We start from the raw sequence: 23,387 nt of genomic DNA, 5'->3' as shown, positions 1-23,387 counted from the left end.
ACTTATTAATTATAAATTTGGATTAAGTTAAGTGCTTAATTAATCACTCTTAAAGTATGAAAAATTATCGACACTTATCGATAGAACGTTTATGTAAAGTATGTCGAGGTCATGATGACCTTACGTTACAAGATGTATAGTTGTAACTTGACTATATAAACACATGCTAAAAATAGTAATTAAGATCATTGTCGTATGTTTGTGTATCTCTCAAACTTCCATCAATGCCTTAATAATAACTCGTTGCCATTTATCAATGTGCTTTGCCCTTCTATCAGAAGGCATATTGGGTTCAAAGACACGATCAACTTGCCATGACTCTTTTATAGTTTGCTCGTCATATAATCCGTTTTTTAGACCAGCTAATAGCGCTGCTCCTTTAGCAGTGATTTCAGTATCTTTGGGACGTAATACAGGGACATTGAGTAAATCAGCTTGAAACTGCATGAGTAAATCATTGTTTGCCGCACCGCCATCGACTCGTAGCTCTGTTAATGGATGTGGACTGTCTTTTTGCATGGCAATAAGCACATCGTAAGTTTGAAAGGCAATCGCCTCAAGAGCAGCACGAGCGATATGGGCTTTGGTGGTACCGCGGCTCATACCGCTAATGCTAGCATGTATATCAGAGCGCCAGTAAGGTGTGCCAAGCCCAGTAAAGGCTGGAAGTAATACGACATCTTCGCTACTGTCTACTTGCCGCGCTAAATCTTCAACGTCGCAACTTTGTTTAATCATGCCTAAATTATCACGCAGCCACTGTACGATAGCCCCTGCCATAAAAACACTACCTTCTAACGCATAAGTGACTTCACGTCCAAAAAAGGAGTTGGGAGCTTGTATCATACGTTTACCAGATTGCACTATTTCACTGATAGTTAAGTTATCGACGCGATTTATGGGTGCTTTACGTTGCCAAGCTATCGTAGTTAGGAGTTGGTGCTCACTAAGTTTGGGGGTTTGACCAATATTTATCAGCATAAAACAACCAGTGCCGTAAGTGTTTTTGGCCATACCAGGCTTGAGACAACCTTGCCCAAATAACGCTGCCTGCTGATCTCCTAGTACCGCATGAATAGGAATTTGTTTGGCAAACAAGCCTTTTTTAGTCTTGCCAAACTCTCCATCTGACGGCAGTACTTTTGGCAATATATTCATCGGAATATTAAAGCGCGTGCACAGATCTTCTGACCATGCCAGCTTATGAATATCATACAATAATGTACGACAAGCATTGGTAATATCGATGACGTGCTCGCCACCAGTCAACTGATAAATCAACCAGCTATCAATAGTACCTACTGCCAACTGACCACTTGCAGCACGCGCTTTAATCTTAGGGTTGTCTTCAAGCAGCCAAGCAATCTTACTGGCACTAAAATAAGCGTCTAGTCGTAAACCAGTAATCTGTTGAATTTGCGTTGTCACATTATCAGTACTATCACGGGCCAAGTTTTCACAATAGCTTGCGGTACGCCTATCTTGCCAAATAATCGCTGGAGCAAGCGGTGTACCTGTCTGTCTATCCCAAACGACGATAGATTCGCGCTGGTTGGTGATAGCAATACTAGTCACATCAGTTGCCAGCAACCCTGCCTGATTAATGACATCGTGCGCACAGCTAATTTGAGTTTGCCAGATTTGCCGCGCATCTTGCTCTACATAGCCAGCTTTTGGTGTTTGCAATGTAGTGGGCTGCTGGGCAATCTCGATAGGACGCGCATGATCATCATATAAAATCGCACGGCTTGATGTTGTTCCTTGATCCAATGCCAATATATATCCTGCCATTTTTTCCCCCTCAACCTTATCAGACAATACTATTCGCTCTACCTATTCGATCTCAAGACTTTATATACTAAAGCTAGCTATATAGTTGTCTGTTTTTATAATAGGTTCTAAAATAGAGCATACTTCTACATTTTACAAAATTTATAGCGATATAATATTATATCGCGCTTGCTTCTTGGTGCAGATTATATAAAACCTTAACACTGAATGAATGATAAGTAAGTAATAAGCATTGACCTATCACAGTTGTGGCTCTACAGTGTACGCTTTGCTAACATCATTAAGACTTATACTATAGATGACAATTGATTTAATTGTTTTTTACTTAAGTATTTTGTATTGCAATATCTTAATATAAGATGACAATTTGCTTCCTAATTAACGGTTTATACTCCATGAAATTTGCTATCTTATCTCTGCCTAGGGCAGTTGCAACTGTTATGCTAATAGGAATCTCAACTCATACCGCAGCGAACGACCATACTATAAACACAGATATTGACCAAAACCATGTCTCAATGGATACGATTCATGCCGATCCAGTCCACTCGGTTTTATTGCCGCCGTCAAGCACTCCCACTCTAAACACTCTCGTTGACCCTATTACTCATAAAAAAGTCGCTAATAGCTATCCATTAGACGTGGCTAGCTTTTTGAGTCTTGAGCAAGCACAAGAAATATTGTTACAAGTTTCACCTAAGCTTGCTGCCAATCAAGCTGCCATTGTAGCCAGTGAATATCAAACCGATGCCCTCAAGACGATAGACAATCCTTTTGTATTCGCGCAGCTATCGGCCAATGCCTATAATGTACAAGAAGATATTGACTTATCAACGCTCAAAAACGGTGTGATCAACGGTGTAAATAACGCCGGCGCTAATACTGGTGATGTTGTTCCTCCTATACCAGATTTGCCAAACTTTGGCGAGATGGTCGGCGATCGTATTCCAGATTCCTATGACTTTAAGCGCTCAGGCTCTACAGCAGGGGCAGGTCTTGGTTTTGCTTGGCCTGTTTATACTGCTGGACGCACTTCAGCACTCACTGGAGCATCGGATGCCCGCACTCAAGAAGCAGTAGCGGACAGCATACTTGATAAAAACGAGCTTTATAACACGTTGATTGAACGTTACTTTAAGGCGCAACTAGCGATTATTGCCGCTTACTTGCGTGAAGACGCTTACGATACGCTGCAGCAGACCGACCATATGGCCAAGCGCTTGTACGAAGAAGGATTTATATCACGTGTAGATCGTTTAGAAGCCCAGTCTGCATTGGCCGATGCAAAGAGTGAATCAGTGAATGCCCATAATGACGCTCGTCTTGCAATGATATCATTACAACGTCTATTGCGGACAGACTACCGTATCAAACCAACTACTCCACTGTTTGTGTCCAGTCGTCCTCTACCAGATGTCAGTTACTTTCAAAACTTGGCACTAAAACACCATCCTGGACTACAAAAAGTCACCGCTAAACGCGTGCAAGCTGAGCAGCTACGTAAGCTATCCGATACTGGTTATAAACCAACTGTCATGCTGTACGGTTATGGACAAGTCGAAAAAGATCCTAGCTGGATTGCAGGTGTGTCGGCCAGTTGGAAGCTGTGGGGCGGGCTCGATAAAGCGGCGTCGCTAGCGTCCAATGATGCTAAGATACGCCAAGCGGATTTGTCCGAAATCGAAGTCAGTGACAACCTATTACTGCTAGTCGAGAAAAACTGGAACGATGTGAACAATGCTCAGTCGCGCTATCAAGCATTACAAAGCAATGTCGACTTAGCCGCAGAGGTATTACGCTTGCGTCGCCTTGGACTGCAAGAAGGTGTGAACACTACTCTCGAAGTCGTACAAGCACAAACGCAAGCTCTCAAAGCCCGCACCGAACAAGCGCAGGCTGCAAACGACTACGTACAGGGGCTAGCAGCTCTTATGCAAAGCTGCGGTACGCCACTTGCCTTCAATGCTTATCTAAACGCTGCTGACATTCAATTGCCAACTTTGTACACTAAACAGTGATTTATTACTAAAAATAATAGACTATGGCGATAAGCGTTTGTGCTCATTATTATGAACAATCCAACAACCATACTCTTAACAACTCTACTGTGAACCACTTTTTTATGAAAAAAACGACTTCTAAATCGACAAGTAGTTGGCTGCAGGCTTTACTACAGACATGGCGTAACGCAAATACCTCTAATGTTTGGGCGCATTGTGCAAGCGTAGGATTTTTTGGTTTTTTATCGATTTTTCCAGTAATGGCTGTGTTTGTGCTGCTTTATGGACTCGCGTTTTCACCGACTGAGATGCAAGAGCAAATCTTACTTTTGCGTCCATTTATACCTGACACAGTATATGAAGTCCTAAATTCACGCTTAAGCGATCTGGTCTCTAGCACTACTTCTACATTGACTTTCAGTCTTATTATATCGACCTTACTGGCCCTTTATGCAGGCTCTAAAGGGGTCAAATCGTTAATTATTCTTATCAATCTTGCCTTTCATATCACTCAAGAACGCAGCTTTATACAAGGCACGATTCGAGCAGTCAGTTTGACCTTTGGAGCAGTAGTAGTCTTGATTATAGCGATCTCCTCTATCGCTATTATTCCTCTAGGAGCAGCTTATTTCCCTTTTCCTCAAGTAGCTAAGACGATTGCACTTTGGGGCAGATGGCCGATATTGGCAGGTATTATATTTTTAAGCTTCTTAGGTCTTTATCGCCTAGCTCCAAACCGTGACGCTGTAGCACTAAAAAAACTGGTGCCAGGAGCAGCTCTTGCGACCGTTCTTTGGATAGTATTGTCTGTGCTGTTTTCGATTTATGTACAAAACTTTAATAACTATAGCGCTGAGTTTGGGGCGCTATCAGCAGCCGTAGTCATTATGTTATGGCTTTATTATTCCGCCTTTATTGTCGCTTTTGGTGCTATTTTTAATTCTAAAGCCATAGAAAACGCCAAACCTTGTGCTATTCAAGTGTATTAGAGCACCCCTAGTAATAAACCCCTTTATCCTCAACTTAGTTGCTTTAGGAATATCACCATTATGACTAAACTTCCAAACGAATCAGACGACTCACGCAAGCCAACTGTTTCTGATGAGTCGGCGCTGGCTGCTGAGCCTATAGAGGATATGTCAGATACAAAACAAGAACAGGCTACGCCCAATTATCATCACAATAAGCCTAAAGCAAATGACTCGGCCATGATAAAAAAAGTGCTGCTTACTATAGTGTTGCTCATAATAATTGGCGTCATTGCTTATGGCTTGTACCAAAGTACCAAGCAGAGCAAGCCGCAAGTCATCACGCTACAAGGGCAAATGCAGATGCAGCAGACTTCTATTGCAGCAAAAGTACCAGGCCGTATCGCGCAGATCTTGGTCACTGAGGGCGATAAAGTAGCACCAGGTCAACAGCTAATTGAGATGGACTCTCCCGAAATCAATGCAAAGATTGCTCAAGCTCGTGCTGGTAAGCAAATGGCACAAAGTCAATTGGACAAAGCAGAAAACGGTGCGCGCCCGCAAGAGATCGCGCAAGCAAAAGCCGCTTGGCAAGCCAATAAAGCCGCTTCTGATTTGGCACAAAACACTTATCAACGTGTCAATCGTCTTTATGAAGAAGGACTTATGGCAAGGCAGAAGCGTGATGAAGCCTATGCGCAGTATCTGGCTACGCAAGACCAAACTGAAGCGGCGCGTTTGCAGTATGATTTGGCATTAGAAGGCGTGCGCAGCGAAGATAAGTCTGCAGCAACCGCACAAGTCGCGCAAGTCGATGCCCAGCTAGATGAAGCGCTGGTCGCAAAAGAAGAAGCCAACCTCAAAAGCCCAATTGCTGGTGTTGTGGACGATGTCATCGTCAGCGCAGGTGAAGTCATTGGACAAGGTGTACCAATACTGACTTTAGTCAATACGGACGATCAATGGGTTGTGTTAAACGTCACCGAAAATCACTTAAATCAATTTGCTATTGGTCAACAGTTCACGGGTACGATTCCAGCGCTGTCATCGATGGATAAACCCTATAATAAAGAGTTTACAGTTTATGCGACTTCAACACTGTCTGATTTCGCTACTTGGCGACCAACCAACAATGATGACGGCTTTGATGTACGCACCTTTGAAATCAAGGCAAGACCTTCAAACCCAGACAGCCGGATTCGCTCTGGTATGAGTGTCATTGTACAGATTGACCCAACCGCTGTTATTCAGGCTCAAGAGTAAACCATGCGTCTGCTAAAAGCATTTATACGCAGTGCTGCTTATGAGCGGCGATTCTTAGCCAAAAACCAGTGGGATTTAGCAATGGTGCTATGGATACCGCTAGCAACTGTCTTGCTCGTTTGGTGGATATTTTCACAGACTCAAATCACAGATCTGCCTATCGGAGTCATTGATCAAGACAATGGTCCTATCGCCAATACTCTGGTGCGCTATCTAGAAGCCAGTCCTGCGCTAACCGTTCATCAACAGTACCACTCGCCAGCTGACGTCGAAGCGGCTATATTGCAACGTGACGTTTATGCGGTCGTCGTCATACCTGAGGACTTTTCACGTAATATTTCATCCAGCAAACCTGCACCTATTGTCTTGCAAGTAAATGCTCAGTATGGCACGCATTCAGGCATCATTCAGACCAGTGTACAATCAGTCGTCGGTACTTTGTCAGCAGGTGTTGAAATACAACGTATGGTCAAGCAAGGGATGGCGCCTTCACAAGCTGCGATCAACTACTCTCCTATCGCCATTCAACGCACCAACCTATTCAATGCCATTAATAATTATCAGCAGTTTTTGGCATCAACGGTGATTCCTGCGCTGCTGCATATTTTGGCAATGGTGATTGGAGCAACGACAATTGGCCGAGAGCTACGCGATAAGCAACTTGGACGTTGGTCTCGTTTTATCGATATAGGCACGCCTGACTTAATATTGGCTAATTATAGTGGTCAATATAAAAACAATAATACGGAAAGCTCGAACAACATAAAAAAAGCGAGCTTATCCGTATTATTCGCAGGCTTATTAGGTAAGTATTTTTGGCCCATACTGGCTTATAGTATCTGGTCAGCATTGGCATTATGGCTAGCCACACCGCAACAAAGCGTGGACACAGTATCGTTGTTAATCACTTATATGAGTCTGGTGTTATTAATAATTCTCTCATTTTGGCTTGGTGCTGTCTTTACACTCGGCTCATTTTCATTACGTATGGGATTATCGGCTACTGGATTCATCTCCGTACCCTCCTACGCATTCGCAGGCGTGACTTACCCTTATATTGCCATTACCGACAGCGCCAAATATTGGGCTGATGCACTACCATTGACGCATTATCTACAGCTGCACATTGCGCAGCTACAAATGCAAGCTCCCCTTACCGTATCACTGCCCATTGTTTATGGCCTACTCTTAGCAACTGTTATTGCGATAATTTTAATGGTCTTTTTGACCAAACGTGCCTTATCGCATCCTGAGCGCTGGGGAGCACGCTAATGTCAAAATCAACTAAAACCAACGCTGCAGAAACATCTACCTTCCTTACGACATTGCCAGTACCACAGTCGTTTTGGGCAAACTTTATCCAAACATTTAAGGATGTGTTTACTGATAAAGGCGTGCTCTTGATGTTGATTATAGCGCCTATTATTTACGGCTTTTTTTATCCGTGGCCTTATTCATCTGAGGTGGTCAATCATGTACCGGTCGGTATCGTCGATTACGATAACAGTGACTTATCGCGTACGATTGTGCGTTATAGCAGCGCCAGTCCACAGCTAAACACCAAACGCTTTCTTAACGAACAAGCAGCCAAAGAAGCCATTTGGTCAGATCAAATTGCAGGCTACATGATTATTCCAAGCGGACTTGAGCAGCAAGTGCTATCTGGGAAGGAAGCCAGCGTCAGTGTGCTCGGTAATGGTGGTTATTTTTTATTAAATAAAAACGTGCAGATGGGGTTCTTACAAGCGGTCAGTACGGTATCAGCGGGAGTTGAAGTCAAAAAAAACGTGGCTCAAGGGGCTTATGCACCTACTGCTGCGCAAAACACTCAGGCTGTCCCATTACAGATTATGCCTTTGTATAATCAAACTGAGGGTTATGGTGCATATGTAGTACCAGCAGTATCTATTATTATTTTGCAACAGACTCTGTTAATAGCGTCTGCAATGCTAATTAGTACTTGGTATGAACAGCGGCGTCATAGCACCAGTATTCGCGGCTGGCTTGGAAGAATTGTAGCTGTGAGCGTACTTAGCTTCACAGTTGGCTGCTTTTATTATGGCTGGACTTTTGAGCTGCACCATTATCCACGTGGACAAAACATGCTTGGGAGTTTATTATTTTTGATGATTTTTTGTCCGACAGTAGCGACGCTTGGTTGCGTGTTTGGCTTATGGTTTCGCTTGCGTGAACGTAGTATGCAAATATTGATTTTTAGCTCACTGCCGATGTTTTTTATGAGCGGTTATCCTTGGCCTGCCAACCAGTTGCCAGAAGTACTACAAATTTTGTGCTGGTTGATACCCACCACCCCTGCGATCAATACTTCAGTACAGCTTAATCAAATGGGCGCCAGTCTCTCGCAAGTCGCTACAGGTTTTTATGCCTTAATTGGCTTATGGCTATTTTACTTTATTTTATTATTGTTTATGCGCAAGCGTACGGATACAAAACCGCCTACTTTGAAAAACACTTAGTTGAAAAATATTTAGTTAAAAAGCTGACTTGTAAAAACGCCTTATAAAACACTGGCTCAAGAAATGACTAGTCAAAAAAAACGCCTGTTAGATGTTTAACAGACGCTTTTATAATAGCAATTAAGTGCACTAAAAAATCTAAAACACTCGGTTGAGTCCATTTAACGCCGCTACCCGATAAGCTTCTGCCATCGTTGGGTAGTTAAACGTCGTATTGACAAAATATTCAAGGGTATTGTTACACTTCATCACAGCCTGTCCAATATGGATAATCTCTGAAGCATGATTGCCGTAGCAATGGATGCCCAAGATTTCAAGCGTCTCACGATGGAACAATATCTTTAATACACCAGAGCGCTCACCAATAATCTGCGCACGTGCCAAGTGCTTAAAGAACGCCTGCCCCACTTCGTAAGGCACTTTTTCATCAGTCAGCTCTTGCTCAGTCTTACCAATACTTGAGATTTCAGGAATGGTATAGATACCAGTTGGCACACTCGATACCGGCTCTGCATCGCTATCACCAACCATAAAGGCTGCCGCACAGCGCCCTTGGTCGTAGGCAGCAGAAGCCAGAGACGGCCAGCCAATTACATCTCCAGCAGCATAAATGTTTTTAACGTCTGTACAGTAAGTATCATCTACTTTGAGCTGACCACGGCCATTGGCCTTTAAACCTATAGCTTCTAAATTTAACCCCTCAGTGTTACCTGAGCGACCATTTGACCAAAGAATGGCATCAGACTTGATTTTTTTACCACTTTTGAGATGCAAAATTACATAATCGTCGTGAGTCTCAAGATGGTCAATTTCTTCATTGCTGCGGATAAGGACACCAAACTGTCTAAAGTCATGCGCGATAGCATCACTAATCTCGCTATCAAGATAGCTTAGTAGCTGATTTTGGTTGTTGATCAAATCAACTTTATAACCAAGACCGGTAAAAATTGAAGCATATTCACAACCGATTACACCTGCGCCATAAATGATGATTTTTTTGACGACATAATCCATTTGCAAAATTTTATCAGAGTCAAAGACACGCGGATGATCAAAATCTAAAATTTCAGGACGATAAGGACGGCTACCAACTGTGATAATCGCCTTATTAAAGGTAACCGTTTCAAAGATGTTTTCATCAGTTTCAATACGCAAGGTATTGGCATCTGCAAAACTTGCCCAACCATGGATAACCTCAATACGGTTACGCTCATAAAAGCGCGTATGGGTATTAACTTGGCTACGTATCACGCGACGAGCATTGGCAAGCACCTTATTCAGTGGTACTTGTTCATATTCAAGCGCCTTGGTAAACATAGGGTCACGGCGAAAATTGATCAAGTTAAATACGGATTGACGCAACGCTTTACTAGGAATCGTACCAACATGCGTAGAGTTACCACCAACCTGATTACGGGGGTCAACGACAGCTACTCTTTTACCAGACTTAGCAAGCTTCATTGCTGCAGCTTCGCCAGCTGGGCCTGCACCTAGTACGACAGCATCGTATTCAAAGTTATGCTGATCGCTTTTTATACGCTGCGAATCTTTAGTAAAGCCTGATTTGATATCGATACGCGTGTCATCTAGCGGATTGACCAAATCAGGATGATGCATGACATCTTCTGTGACTTGTTCGTGGGTTTGCTCGATTTGTTCTTGTTTGTTTTTTTCTTTGGTCTGCTCAGGAGATGTAGCAGGTGCAGCGCCGCTGTCTTTGTTTGATACTTCGGTCTGTGTGTCACGACCAGTATCGTTAGTTGCATCATCTTTGCGTTTGCTTCCCATGATAACCTCTTTAATTATTTATTTACTTATTTGTCTGTCAGTTTACTCATACCAGTTATGAAGCCATCTATACGTGAATCAATACATTCACGCGTCAGTAGCCAGTACTACGGCGTGCCCACCATACGTTGTGACAAAATATTTTGCAATGTCCAATGTCCATTTAGGCTCTGACGCCCTTCATCAACCTGCGGACGCACGCTAATCACATATTCTGTACCAAGGCTTGGCGTAAAGCCATCGATCCAATCGTAAGGGATTTGAAATACTGAGCCATCTTTATTGGACTTGGCTAGTAGACATTGCATCGGTAATGCTGAGGCGCAGGCCACACGGTTTGGCATAATGGTTAACGTTTGCGCGTCACCTAAGACAATAGTAGGTATATAGCGCGGCTCTGGCACCGGTTCGCGTGCAAAAGGTGACGTTTGACAAGCACTAAGTAACGTGACACTGCTTAATAGACCCAGCAAAAATAAGGAAGATTTTTTAGGTTGATGTTGATGGGATAGACTCATAACACTCTCTATGTGATGATAAATGTATAGCAATACTTATATAAAGTACATTATATGATGATAATAATAGTCGATGATAAACACATATATCAGATTAACCGATGCGGCGTTTTAGGCCAGTCATTTGCAAAATACGGGTAGCAATCTCTTCAACAGACATCTCTGAGACATCAAGACTTTGAATACCTTGTGAAGTATAGATACCTTGTATAGCGCGCTGCTCTTGCTGACACTGCTGATAGCTAGAGTAGCGACTACCTGCGCGGCGCTCTTGACGGATTTTTACTAGACGATCCGTATCAATTAATAAGCCAAACAACTTGTCTTTATGCTCTCGCAATGCTTTTGGTAGCTGATTGTCGTATAGATCATCTTCGGTCAGTGGGTAGTTGGCAGCGCGAATACCGAACTGTAAAGCCAAATAAAGTGAGGTTGGCGTCTTACCTGAACGTGATACGCCAATTAATATAATATCTGCCATATTGTAATGACGTGTACGAGCGCCATCATCATTATCTAAAGCAAAATGTACCGCATCGATACGCTCTTTATAAGTCTCAGAGTCAACATTATCGTGAGCGTGACCAGAATGGGCATCTGGCTCTATACCCGTTTCTTCCGCGATACGTCCGATTAGACCTTCATACATATCTAAATTACAGCTATGAGCCGAGTTAATCTTTTCGCGAATCTCAGGACTGACAATCGTATCAAACACTAATGGCAATAATCCATCGCGTTGATAAGCGATGTTGATTTGCGCAACCGCATCCTCAGCACGCTCAATACTATCGACATAGGGTAACACTCGTGTTTCGAATGGTACTGAAGCAAATTGACTCAATATAGAACGACCCAACGTTTCAGCTGTAATGGCGGTACCATCGGAGATAAAAAACGCACTTCTTATCGCCTGGGAGTTGTCCAAACCTAAAGCATGGCGATTTTGAATAGTCATTTTATCTTGCTCAGACAGACTGTTTGAATACATAACTTGAAAACCTTAGTGTAAACCTCAATGGTAAGCTTTAGTCGACTCATTATATTTAATATGATAATTTTATAATTGAATCGCTAGGCAGCATACATCTGATTAGGGGTTATAACATGCATATTTGGACTACTGACTCGTTATGCTAATAGCTCTACTTCTAGCTACTGTAGCAGACGTCATAAGTGTTAAACGTGCTTGTTACTTTATGCCATACATTATACTCATAATAGACACTTAATAGGAATCAAAGTTAGCACAGCGATAAAACCTAGACGATGGGTTTTACTACAATTTTCTGTATGAATTCAGACATAGTAGAGGTTGTATATGTCACATATGCTTATCATTTACAAAAATATTTATCTTGAGTTGGCTGCTTTATATTCGGATAAGTGAGACAATAGTTCGATTGTTGACTTATAAATTATTGCTAAACTCTATAATTTGTATCTTTTTCATAAGTTTTTTGGTTTAACCCCTCGAAATTATCCAAATATAGCGGTATAATTTACCGTTATAATCTTTACTAAATAACCTTATTTTCTGGAGTTATCATGGCAGCGCAATCTACAGCACTTGTGATCAATCTTGATCAGTTAGGAAAAAACGACATTGATATGGTCGGTGGTAAGAATGCCTCGCTTGGCGAGATGATCAGTCATCTGTCTGATTTGGGCGTTAGCGTTCCAGGCGGTTTTGCGACAACATCAAATGCTTTCAATCGTTTTCTGACTGAAACAGGTTTGCTTGATAAAATCAATGGTGAACTTAAAGCGCTAGATGTTGACGATGTGAATAAGCTTACGGCAACAGGTAAAAAAATCCGTAATTGGATTATTGAACAAGAGCTGCCAGAAGATTTGGAGAAAGAAGTTCGCCAGTCATTTGAAGAGATGAGCGGCGGCAAAGACATCGCTGTCGCGGTGCGTTCTTCTGCCACTGCCGAAGATTTGCCAGATGCGTCATTTGCCGGTCAGCAAGAGACTTTTTTGAACATTCGCGGTATTGATAATGTACTACTCGCTATTAAAGAGGTGTTTGCTTCTTTATATAATGACCGTGCTATTTCTTACCGTGTACATAAAGGTTTTGAGCATGAAGGTGTGGCCCTCTCTGCCGCTGTACAACGTATGGTACGCTCAGAAACAGGCGCAGCTGGCGTTATGTTCACCTTAGATACCGAAAGTGGCTTTGATCAAGTGGTCTTTATCACCTCAAGTTATGGCTTGGGTGAGATGGTCGTTCAAGGTGCTGTGAACCCTGATGAGTTTTATTTATCAAAACGCCTACTCACTGATGGTAAACCTGCCATTATTCGCCGTAACCTTGGTAGCAAACACAAAAAGATGATCTACGGTGATGAAGGCAGCACGACTAAATCAGTCAAAACAGTCGATGTCGAAAAACAAGAACGTATGCAGTTCTCGTTATCTACTGAAGAGCTGACTGATCTTGCCAAACAAGCAATGACTATCGAAAAGCATTATGGTCAAGCGATGGATATTGAATGGGCAAAAGATGGTGATACTAATGAGATATTTATCGTACAGGCCCGTCCTGAAACAGTAAAAAGTCGTCAAGACAGCACTGTTATGGAGCGCTATGTCATTGATACGGCTGGTGCTAAAGTATTGTGTGAAGGTCGCTCAATCGGTCAACGCATTGGCGCCGGTAAAGTACGTATCGTAAGCAATCTAAACGAGATGGACAAAGTCCAAGATGGTGATGTCTTAGTTTCAGACATGACAGACCCAGATTGGGAACCAGTCATGAAGCGTGCTTCAGCTATCATTACTAACCGCGGTGGCCGTACCTGTCACGCTGCTATTATTGCGCGTGAGCTTGGTGTTCCAGCTATCGTTGGTTGTGGTAATGCTACTGAATTACTGGTCGACGGTCAAGACGTTACTGTCTCTTGTGCCGAAGGTGACACAGGCTTTATCTATGAGAGTCAGATCGACTTTGAAATCCAGACTAACTCTATCGAGTCTATGCCAGAGCTGGCATTTAAAGTTATGATGAACGTGGGTAACCCAGATCGCGCCTTCTCATTTACACAAATGCCAAACGAAGGTATTGGCCTTGCCCGTCTTGAATTTATCATCAACCGTATGATTGGCGTGCATCCAAAAGCGCTGCTTAATATGAACAGCTTGCCACGCGAAATATCACAAGCTATTAATGAACGTATCGCAGGTTATGCTTCACCTGTTGATTTCTATGTTGATAAATTGGTTGAAGGTATCTCAACACTAGCGGTTGCCTTTATGGATCAGCCAGTTATCGTTCGTATGTCAGATTTTAAATCGAATGAGTATGCTAACTTACTAGGTGGTAAATTATACGAGCCATCAGAAGAAAACCCAATGCTTGGTTTCCGTGGTGCTAGCCGCTACGTTTCTGATAATTTCCGTGACTGCTTTGAGCTTGAGTGTAAAGCACTTAAACGTGTACGTGATGAGATGGGTTTGACTAACGTCGAGATTATGATTCCTTTCGTACGTACTGTTGGTGAAGCAGCCGAAGTCATCGAGTTGCTTGAGAAAAATGGTTTAAAACGTGGCGAAAATGGTCTACGCGTCATTATGATGTGTGAGCTACCTACCAACGCCTTACTAGCAGAAGAATTCCTAGAGCACTTCGACGGCTTTTCAATCGGCTCAAACGATTTGACTCAGTTAACACTTGGTCTGGACCGTGACTCAGGTATCGTCTCACATTTGTTTGATGAGCGTGATCCTGCGGTTAAGAAACTATTGTCTATGGCGATTGAAGCTTGCCGTAAAGCGGATAAATACATCGGTATCTGTGGTCAAGGTCCATCAGATCACCCAGACCTGGCGTTCTGGCTCATGGAGCAAGGGATCAGCTCTGTATCGCTAAACCCTGATTCAGTCCTTGATACTTGGTTCTTTTTAGCAGGTGAAGAAGCACAATAAACTGCAGTATTCAGTCACCGCAGTAATTCACACAGTCATTAAAGTTACTTTGATTAGGGTCTATTTGATTTTTTCGAATAGACCCTAATATAATGACTTAAGATATGACTAATTATGTAGGCAACTATGCAGATTTTCCTGGCTCGAAATAACGTACAAGCAGGTCCATATACTTTGGATCAGTTAAATATTATGCTAACATCTGGTGAAGTAGTATTGGATGATTTGGTATGGCATGAAGGCTTAGATAAATGGCAGCGTATTGGGGATCTAACGGGCAATCAGTATTCTTACCATCCGGCTGATATTTCTACCTCTAATGACTCTATTATCAACAATGTGACGGTCTTTCCAGAAGACAAGTCTAGCACCGCTCAAGACAGCAAATCGGTATCGCTAGATAGACTGTATGGCAAGCCTGAACGTCCAAAAGACACAGCCAAAAATACAAAAGCGGACATGACAACCAATCGTCATCATACGCCCCATAATAACGTGTCACTAAACAAGTCGACGGTCAATAAGACTGTGTCTCAAAAAGACAAAGTCATCGGTAATGTCGTCCTGGCGCCTATCATGTCACGAGTGTTAGCCACTGCGCTTAATGGCCTATTGTATGTATTAGCGATTTTTCCGCTGGTATTGGCATTAACCAAAATGGACATAGACTACTCAAAGTTTCAAGACATTCAGAATATGGATGCCGCGTACCAGTACTCAATGACACTGATGGAGAGCTTACCTAGCTCTACATTGATGATGTCACAGGTGATGGTTTTTGGATTGTTCGCGCTGCAATTGGTATTTATCACATTACGTGGACAGTCGCTTGGTAAGCTTATCACTGGCATTCGTGTCGTCGATCAAACCACTCACCGTATACCATCTTTTCTTAAACTTATTGGTATGCGAACCTTACTACTTTTTATCATCTATAACCTATTATTTTCATTTACGAGTTTCTTAGGATTTGTTGTTATTGCCATCCACTACTTTATGGCTTCTAAGAACCCTGAAAATATAGGGTGGCATGATAAGGTTGCTAAAACCTTGGTAGTCAAAGCTGATAGTAGCCAATTGGCTAAGCAACCAGTAGTGAAATAAATATATTTAGCCACTTAAAATTATATAGCCTCATTAAGAGCAACGCTTAGTCGTTGCTTTTTTATTTATTGGCAGACAACAGTATTAACCTTTGTGTTAGGACTCGACTACTGCTATAATACGGCGCTTTATAACATAAGCTTTACTTCTCTATATGAGAGCAAGTTTACCTTATAAATCTCCTTGCTATTAACATAGGGTTAATAGCTACTAATCCGTAAGGAGTCCAAATGAGACATTACGAGCTGGTGTTAATTGTACACCCAGACCAAAGCGACCAAGTGGTTGGCATGGTTGAACGCTACATCAAATTGGTTCAAGACAACGGTGGTGTTATTCATCGCCTTGAAGATTGGGGCCGCCGTCAATTGGCTTATCCAATCAACAAGATTCACAAAGCTCACTACGTTCTTTTCAACATCGAAACTGACGGTGATACTTTAGCTGAACTTGAAGAATTATTCCGCTATAACGACGCGATCATTCGTAGTCTAGTTATGCGCCGTGACGAAGCTGTCACTGAAGAGTCGCAGTTAGCCAAGAATGCCGATGAAAAACGCGCACGCAAAGCAACTACTCGTCGTCCAGACAATCGTGAAAACGACGACAACGACAACAGTGAAGACTAATTAAAGGAGAATACTCATGGCACGTTTCTATCGCCGTCGCAAATTCTGCCGTTTCACTGCTGAAGGCATCACTCACATCGATTATAAAGATGTTGAATTGCTAAAACAGTACATCAGTGATAATGGTAAAATCGTACCAAGCCGTATTACCGGTACATCTACTAAGTATCAGCGTCAACTAGCCACTGCTATCAAGCAAGCTCGTTACCTTTCACTACTTCCGTATACTGACAACCATCAGTAATTTAACCGTTAACTAGGAATGACTCATGCAAATTATTTTGTTACAGCGTATCGTCAACCTTGGTAAACTCGGTGAAACTGTCGATGTAAAACCAGGTTACGGTCGTAACTTTCTTATCCCTCAGGGCAAAGCGCTACCTGCGACCAAAGCTAACATTGAAAAGTTCGAAGCACGCCGTGCTGAGCTTGAAGCTGAAGAAGCAAAAGAAATCGCTACTGCTCAAGAGCGTGCTGACGCATTAACTGACGTTAATGTTATCATGCGTGCTAAATCAGGTGACGAAGGCAAGCTATTTGGCTCTATCGGTACTCGCGATATCGCTGAAGCATTGACTAACTCAGGTCTAGAAGTTGACCGTGCTGAAATCAAGCTACCTGAAGGCACTCTACGTCAAGTGGGCGAATACAATGTTGATATTCAGCTACACCATGACGTTACTGCTAGCATCTTAGTGACTATCTTGTCTGAAGATGGTGACAACGAAGACGCAGCTGAAGAAGACGTTGCAGACGAGAACGAAGATTACTCTGAAGAGTAATATCTGAAAGATTAGTTCTTAGTCTAAAAAGCCAGTCATGTTATGTGACTGGCTTTTTTATGTTATATTTTATGTGTTATTACGCCATAGAGCATGGAGATGATTTTTTATTCAAAGCCAAATTATTCTAAGCACTTACACGACTGGCTTAAACGTGGTCGCAATTGGCATATTGAGTATGATGACTATCTGTCCAATCATATTACCCATAATTGGATAGCGCTTGATGCTGCAGGCGTCAGTCAAGATAAGATGCAATGGTGGCAAAACGTGTATGTTAATGATGCTATAAATAAAGGGACTGCAAGCGCAGCAAAAGGGCCTGAAATGCTGGCGCCGCCGCGTCATAATGCGCTTGATTATACTGCAATAACAGATGTTAATTGGATGCACAACATACAGTCTACTCGCATTGCGTTTGAAGCCTATCGTGACTTTTTTGATAACAAGATAGCAAAGCTTGGGTTAAGTGCTTGCTTAAAACGCTACTACCCTGCGTTATCAGAGGGCATGGCAGGAGCGGCAATGCATGCTGTCATCCATACTGGCTGGGCGGTCGATGTCGAGTCCGACAACATGGCAAGCGAGGGGTTGGCCTATATGGCAACTGCCTTTCAACCATTAGCGACAGGCACTCACCATAGTCAACATCAATTATGGTCGCCTGATGCGCCAAACGCCATCGATGCGCTTAAACAGATTTTAATTAATGATAGCGTGTCGCAGTTGACTAAACGAGCAGATGAGCTCAGTCGAACCGACGATTACGAGCGGCTAAATAGAGGCAGCTTTCAGCAGCGCCTAATTACCTTTGATAATTTTAATGAGCCAATGGCGCAGTTTCTTAATGATAACGTGATATTAAGACTGCCCAATATTGGGAGTGATCTTACCGCATCTATTGAAGAGTTGACTGTGATTGCAGCGAGCGCTGTATATGGTAGTGATAATGAGTTTTTTATCGTTCATGGCTTAACCAGTCTGCATGCCGTATTATGTGTCCTACCCCATCTTGATGAGATGGCACAGCGTCAGGCACTGGCCTATTGGTTTCGCGCACTAATCGCTACAATGATCATTCAAGGTAACCCTGATAGCAAAAATACACTTACCGCTCTTAAAACTTGGCAAGCAGAAAAAAATATATCCAACAACCATCAGCTAAGTGATGATGACAAAGCATGGTGGCTACAGACCTTGCAAGCGACTACCGATAGTCTCGATGAGCATGTACCTAAGACCGTTTATGTGCTAAAGCGCTGGGCTGAATGGCAGGCTTTTTCAAAGGCATCGCATGATATATTCGCTAAAACCGCGCTTAATATTGCCACGCCTCATAAAGAAGGCAAGTTGCATGAGAATTTATGGTTTAGTAATTCACCTTCTTGAATTAACAAGAAAGTAGACAATCTCTCTTTATTTATCGTAAAAACGCCCCATATAATAGGTCTATGAACGAATAATAGTGTTCGTCAGGCTAGTATAATATAGTATGTTATTAAGTGTAATGTCCGCATATAAGACCATTGCCAAAACCACCATTATATATTATAATACGTCGTTCTATTGGGGATGTTCTGGCTTCGACGCTGGTGATGAAACTCAATGATGCATGTCGAGAGTGTATGTCCTCTCGTTAATCAAACATATATTGTTATAGTCGCAAACGACGAAACTTACGCTCTAGCAGCTTAAACCCTGCTTACTGCGCTGCCGATTACCTATAGTTGGTTAGCCCAGTTGAAGCGTCCGTATATAGGTTCGCCACAAGGGATTGTCTCAATCGCTTGGGTTCAAAAGTAGAGAATCGTCCAATCCATCCTGACTGTCGGATCGGTGCGGATTAAAACTAAAGACAGAAACTAAACATGTAGATTCATGAGCGTAATGCTGGCGGACGCGGGTTCAACTCCCGCCATCTCCACCAAATACTAAAAACCGACCACTTTATATGGTCGGTTTTTTTATGTGCAAAACTTTCTAATTTTCGCTCCTTATCTTTTAGATAGCAGGATTATCCAAACTCCATTGATATAGCTTCTCAAGTCCATAACTTGCTGGATCTACCAGCTCTAACATATCAGCACACGCTTCAGAACAGAATAGGCGATATTCAGGATTATAAAACCCTGGAATGACAGTCCTGATTAAAGCCAAATAGTCATATTTAAAGTTCTTACGCTTGTTAAACCAACGCATGGCGTAGTCAATATCACACACAACTGGTGTCAACACCCAGTGACTAGGCTCCATATGAATAGTTTTACGTCGTAGGCCACCATCGCGATGACTTGAGCTAATACAGTCGTAACGTTGCTCGCCTAACTCATTAATCACAAGCTCACAATGACTATAGGGCGAACCATCGATTGCACTAATAATACGGTCTAATAACTTTACTTGCTCTGCGATATAAAATGCCAAATAAGTAGTTCTCATCTTAAGCCTCCAGAAACACTTTCTAGATTTAGTCTTAGATTAAAAACACAGATAATGTTGTTCAAAAAATATACTATAGTATATATCTTACGTGACTGGACAAAAGAATAGTCATAAATGAGGTTAAATTCTGTTAATTACTAAGTTATAAGTTTGATGCACTTTAACGAACATATAAAAAACTCCATCACTATGGATGGAGTTAATATAAGGTTGATTATGGAATTAGCATTGTTACTTTATTTAAATATAGTTTTTTATACCAACACTTTGTTTAACCATTTACCAATATTTTGAATTTGCGGCATACAGACCTGATGCGCCATTGGATAGGTATTATATTCAACATCATACCCTTTATCTGATAACAACTGCTGTGCTTGCTGACCCAAAATTACAGGAACAACTGGGTCATGAGTGCCATGTTCGATTAATATCGGTATCTCTTTATTAGCAGCACTATAGTCAATATTATCATTGGTTGCTAGATACGTAGATAAGGTCATTAGTCCCGCCAAACGTTCTGGATAGCCAAGCGCGACATGATAAGCCACTGCTCCGCCCTGCGAAAATCCTGCGATAACGATATGCTCAGGAGCAATGCCACGTTCAACCTCACGACGAATCAAATCATGGATTTGCTGAGAAGAGGTCTCTATCTGAGCCAAATCGACTTTACGCTCAAGACTCATCTCCAAAATATCATACCATGCTGGCATCACCATGCCACCGTTTACTGTCACTGCACGCTTGGGCGCATGCGGAAAAATAAAACGTACTGCCATATCATCAGATAGCCCAAGCTGCGGTACCACTGGCTCAAAATCATGACCACTAGCACCTAAGCCATGCAACCAGATAACCGCTTTATCTATCTCTTTTTGTGATGGGTTATGCTCAACAATGACAGCATCTAAATAATTACTCATACTCTTTAGGCTCCTTTGAATAAAATTATGGATACAAACAATTTATGCTTTCTATAGAACTAGTTTTTGTAGTCGGTTTTGGTCTTTATTTTTTAATTTTCCACAAAAAAAGCCTTTGGTTGTTTCTAATTAGATTAGACTAGAATCAACAAAAGGCTGATAGCTCTTTGAATGCAGTTTTAAGTAATCGACTCTACCGGCGGTTTAACATCTGCGTTTTGACCACGATGGCGCAGATAATGATCGAGCAAGACGATTGCTAGCATAGCCTCAGCGATAGGTGTGGCACGTACTCCAACGCAAGGATCATGACGACCTTTGGTTAGCATATCGATTGCTTCACCGTCTGTATTTATACTCTTACCAGGGGTAGTAATGCTAGAGGTCGGTTTAAGGGCGATACTGACGCTGATATTCTGACCCGACGAGATACCACCTAAGATACCGCCAGCATGATTGGCAGTGAAGCCATCTGGGGTCAGCTCATCACGAGAGCTATGCCCAAACTGTCCAGCTACCGCCATACCATCACCAATCTCTACCCCTTTTACCGCATTGATGCTCATCATTGCGTGGGCAATATCAGCGTCTAAGCGATCAAATACGGGTTCGCCAAGTCCCACTGGTACGTCACTGGCAATAACTTCTAAGCGTGCGCCACAGCTAGTACCTTCTCGGCGTAGGTTGTCTATCAATGTCTCAAAGCGACCAATAGCTTCTTTATCGGCACAGAAAAACGGATTGCTATTTACAAACTCCCAATCGATTTGGCTAGGGTCTGTGACGTTGCTATACTCATTACCGATTTGAGTTACATGACCATGAATTTGTACACCCAAGCGCTCTTGCAAATATTTCTTAGCGATAGCACCGGCAGCGACCCGCATCGCCGTCTCACGGGCTGACGAGCGACCGCCGCCGCGATAGTCGCGAAAGCCATACTTCATACTATAAGTATAGTCGGCATGTCCTGGACGAAAAGTATCTTTAATCTCACTATAGTCTTTTGATTTTTGATTGGTATTACGAATCAGCAGACCGATAGAGGTACCAGTGGTTCTACCTTCAAATACACCAGAGATAATCTCAACTTCATCAGACTCACGGCGCTGGGTTGAATACTTAGAGGTACCTGGCTTGCGGCGGTCTAAATCTACCTGTAAATCTTCTGCAGATAATGCTAAACCTGGAGGTATGCCATCAACGATAGCCAACAAACCTACGCCATGCGACTCACCGCAAGTGGTGACGGTAAAAACCTGACCAATACTATTACCTGCCATATCTATCCCTAAACCAATAAAAATCTGTTTATATGTACTTACTAATGGATCAAAAGCGCTGACTCATTACTGACTGTTATCTAACAACTGTACGTAATGCGCGAACAATTCATGATGCGCCATCAGCTCATCAAAAGTAATCGCAAAAATACCATGACCACCGAGCGCAAACTTTAGCCAATCAAACTGAATGTCTGGATAAGCTTGTCTGAGCGCCCACTCACTATCACCCACTTCACACACTAACAAGCCTTCAGGACTTAGATATTCTGGCGCTTCAAATAAAATACGATGCACCAAATCCAATCCATCTTGTCCAGCAGCCAGTGCATGCTCAGGCTCATACAAAAACTCAGGTGGCAAGTCGGCCATGATAGCAGCATCAACATAAGGAGGATTGGTCACAATAAGCTCATATTGATTTTCAGCTGGAATCTTCGCAAATAGATCTGATTCAATCACGTTGACTTGATGACCAAGATCGTGATGATCAACGTTGACCATCGTCACCTCTAACGCTCCCTTATCAATATCGACCGCATCGACTAGGGCATCAACGAAACGTGTCGCAAGTGCAATGGCAATACAACCAGAACCAGTGCATAGATCTAAAATGCGCTCTGGTTGTGATAATTGCTTCATATCAAGCCCATGATCATAAAACACAGCTGGTTGACCGTTAATGGTGGCACCTAGTGGCTTGGCAAGCTCATTGACATCAAAGTATGGATGAAACTGCTGGCGAATCAACTCCGCTATAGGCGAGCGCGGAATAAGAACGCGTTCATCGACATAAAAAGGCAGATCACAAAAATAAGCCAAATTAATAAGGTAGCTCAGCGGTTTACGTTCGGCAATACGCTCTTCTAGTAAGCTTAGTACCAGCTGCTTTTCTGACATTGTCAAACGACAATCTAGTATCTGCTCATTGGCTGCCCAATCCAAAGATAAAGAATGCAAAACTATCGCTGATGCTTCAGCAAACTCGTCAGTAGTACCTTGTGCCACAACTACATCATAATTACGTAACTGAGTGACTGAAAAACGAATAAAATCACGTATGCTCAGTAGCTGTTCACGCGCCTCTTCAAGCTCGCCATGTAAGTTTGCAAACTGATTGTCCTCAGTGATTAGACTCGTCTCATTTGTGTCTAATCTATCTTGTAGATCTTGCTCAAAATCTTGAGACTCTTGATCATCAGAATATTGATTTTGAAATTCTTCTGCACTCATAGTTTGGTGTTCTGACATATCGCACCTTGTTGATTACATGCTTATTAGTCACATGATAGTGGATTAAATAAAACGCTTTGCATGCATTATAGACGTAAACACCATATAGCGCCAATGACTATAAACCTTACTTTAATAAAACCTCAAAATAAGAGTTTACAGCTATTTATAGTAATCGCATTAATTAAGGATTATTTAATAACTAATCAGCATTTATTCATTTTTTAAGATTTTTTTATGGGACAACAAT

At 42.3% G+C, this 23,387-nt stretch carries 19 protein-coding genes and 1 other RNA gene; 12 read left to right on the top strand and 8 right to left on the bottom strand.

Annotated elements, in window-relative coordinates; translation table 11 throughout:
• Positions 1–210: 210 nt before the first annotated feature.
• Positions 211–1,791 carry a glycerol kinase GlpK gene (glpK, locus tag BTV98_RS03640; RefSeq protein WP_058368575.1) on the bottom strand — a complete coding sequence of 527 codons (1,581 nt, stop codon included), beginning with the start codon at positions 1,789–1,791 and terminating at the stop codon, positions 211–213.
• Between the two features lie 395 nt (positions 1,792–2,186).
• On the opposite strand from glpK, the gene BTV98_RS03635 reads away from it, so the two are divergent.
• From BTV98_RS03635 to BTV98_RS03615, 5 genes are all read left to right on the top strand, one after another.
• The gene (locus BTV98_RS03635) at positions 2,187–3,809 is read left to right on the top strand and encodes a TolC family protein (RefSeq protein ID WP_058368574.1); all 1,623 of its coding nucleotides are present in this window, start codon (positions 2,187–2,189) and stop codon (positions 3,807–3,809) included.
• Between the two features lie 104 nt (positions 3,810–3,913).
• On the top strand, positions 3,914–4,780 hold the full coding sequence (locus BTV98_RS03630; protein WP_075102902.1) for a YihY/virulence factor BrkB family protein: 867 nt from the start codon (positions 3,914–3,916) through the stop codon (positions 4,778–4,780).
• A gap of 60 nt (positions 4,781–4,840) precedes the next feature.
• Positions 4,841–6,022, top strand: a complete 1,182-nt coding sequence (locus tag BTV98_RS03625; protein ID WP_075102901.1) for an HlyD family secretion protein — start codon at positions 4,841–4,843, stop codon at positions 6,020–6,022.
• A gap of 3 nt (positions 6,023–6,025) precedes the next feature.
• Positions 6,026–7,294 carry an ABC transporter permease gene (locus BTV98_RS03620; protein ID WP_075102900.1) on the top strand — a complete coding sequence of 423 codons (1,269 nt, stop codon included), beginning with the start codon at positions 6,026–6,028 and terminating at the stop codon, positions 7,292–7,294.
• Complete coding sequence (locus BTV98_RS03615) at positions 7,294–8,499, top strand: ABC transporter permease (protein WP_082637993.1); 1,206 nt, start codon at positions 7,294–7,296, stop codon at positions 8,497–8,499. The genes BTV98_RS03620 and BTV98_RS03615 overlap by 1 nt, the downstream gene beginning before the upstream one ends.
• Before the next feature lie 138 nt (positions 8,500–8,637).
• Here BTV98_RS03615 and sthA read toward each other — a convergent pair whose 3' ends face one another.
• The 3 genes from sthA to BTV98_RS03600 form a co-directional block, all read right to left on the bottom strand.
• Positions 8,638–10,287: a Si-specific NAD(P)(+) transhydrogenase gene (gene sthA, locus BTV98_RS03610; RefSeq protein WP_058368572.1), complete on the bottom strand. Its 1,650-nt coding sequence runs from the start codon at positions 10,285–10,287 to the stop codon at positions 8,638–8,640.
• A gap of 107 nt (positions 10,288–10,394) precedes the next feature.
• A complete protein-coding gene (locus tag BTV98_RS03605; protein ID WP_058368571.1) occupies positions 10,395–10,805 on the bottom strand; it encodes a DUF4377 domain-containing protein in 411 nt (136 codons plus the stop codon).
• A gap of 94 nt (positions 10,806–10,899) precedes the next feature.
• Positions 10,900–11,763, bottom strand: coding sequence for a pyruvate, water dikinase regulatory protein (locus tag BTV98_RS03600; RefSeq protein WP_143505638.1), 864 nt, complete (start codon positions 11,761–11,763; stop codon positions 10,900–10,902).
• Between the two features lie 590 nt (positions 11,764–12,353).
• Here BTV98_RS03600 and ppsA point away from each other — a divergent pair.
• From ppsA to ssrA, 7 genes are all read left to right on the top strand, one after another.
• Positions 12,354–14,738, top strand: a complete 2,385-nt coding sequence (gene ppsA / locus BTV98_RS03595) for a phosphoenolpyruvate synthase (protein WP_058368569.1) — start codon at positions 12,354–12,356, stop codon at positions 14,736–14,738.
• Between the two features lie 126 nt (positions 14,739–14,864).
• Complete coding sequence (locus BTV98_RS03590) at positions 14,865–15,842, top strand: RDD family protein (protein ID WP_227511719.1); 978 nt, start codon at positions 14,865–14,867, stop codon at positions 15,840–15,842.
• 230 nt (positions 15,843–16,072) lie between these two features.
• On the top strand, positions 16,073–16,471 hold the full coding sequence (rpsF, locus tag BTV98_RS03585) for a 30S ribosomal protein S6 (protein WP_058368568.1): 399 nt from the start codon (positions 16,073–16,075) through the stop codon (positions 16,469–16,471).
• 16 nt (positions 16,472–16,487) lie between these two features.
• Entirely contained in the window at positions 16,488–16,715 is a 228-nt protein-coding gene (gene rpsR, locus BTV98_RS03580; protein WP_058368567.1) for a 30S ribosomal protein S18, read from the top strand.
• A gap of 25 nt (positions 16,716–16,740) precedes the next feature.
• Positions 16,741–17,253 carry a 50S ribosomal protein L9 gene (rplI, locus tag BTV98_RS03575; protein ID WP_058368566.1) on the top strand — a complete coding sequence of 171 codons (513 nt, stop codon included), beginning with the start codon at positions 16,741–16,743 and terminating at the stop codon, positions 17,251–17,253.
• Between the two features lie 99 nt (positions 17,254–17,352).
• Positions 17,353–18,642 (top strand): questin oxidase family protein, encoded by a 1,290-nt coding sequence (locus BTV98_RS03570; protein ID WP_058368565.1) that lies wholly within the window; start codon positions 17,353–17,355, stop codon positions 18,640–18,642.
• A gap of 179 nt (positions 18,643–18,821) precedes the next feature.
• Positions 18,822–19,180: a transfer-messenger RNA gene (gene ssrA / locus BTV98_RS03565) on the top strand.
• Positions 19,181–19,254: 74 nt separating this feature from the next.
• Here ssrA and BTV98_RS03560 read toward each other — a convergent pair.
• The 4 genes from BTV98_RS03560 to BTV98_RS03545 all read right to left on the bottom strand — a co-directional run bounded on the left by BTV98_RS03560 (position 19,255) and on the right by BTV98_RS03545 (position 23,155).
• Complete coding sequence (locus BTV98_RS03560; protein ID WP_075102899.1) at positions 19,255–19,692, bottom strand: hypothetical protein; 438 nt, start codon at positions 19,690–19,692, stop codon at positions 19,255–19,257.
• A gap of 257 nt (positions 19,693–19,949) precedes the next feature.
• Positions 19,950–20,621: an alpha/beta hydrolase gene (locus BTV98_RS03555; protein WP_075102898.1), complete on the bottom strand. Its 672-nt coding sequence runs from the start codon at positions 20,619–20,621 to the stop codon at positions 19,950–19,952.
• A 179-nt stretch (positions 20,622–20,800) separates the two neighbouring features.
• Positions 20,801–21,904 carry a chorismate synthase gene (aroC, locus tag BTV98_RS03550; protein ID WP_075102897.1) on the bottom strand — a complete coding sequence of 368 codons (1,104 nt, stop codon included), beginning with the start codon at positions 21,902–21,904 and terminating at the stop codon, positions 20,801–20,803.
• A 66-nt stretch (positions 21,905–21,970) separates the two neighbouring features.
• Positions 21,971–23,155 (bottom strand): HemK family protein methyltransferase, encoded by a 1,185-nt coding sequence (locus BTV98_RS03545; RefSeq protein WP_075102896.1) that lies wholly within the window; start codon positions 23,153–23,155, stop codon positions 21,971–21,973.
• Positions 23,156–23,387 lie beyond the last annotated feature (232 nt).

The organism is Psychrobacter sp. Cmf 22.2, from assembly GCF_001921745.1.
Classification (GTDB): Bacteria; Pseudomonadota; Gammaproteobacteria; order Pseudomonadales; family Moraxellaceae; genus Psychrobacter.
Note: the sequence above shows the minus strand (reverse complement) of the source record. Positions and strands in the feature narration are given on the sequence as shown.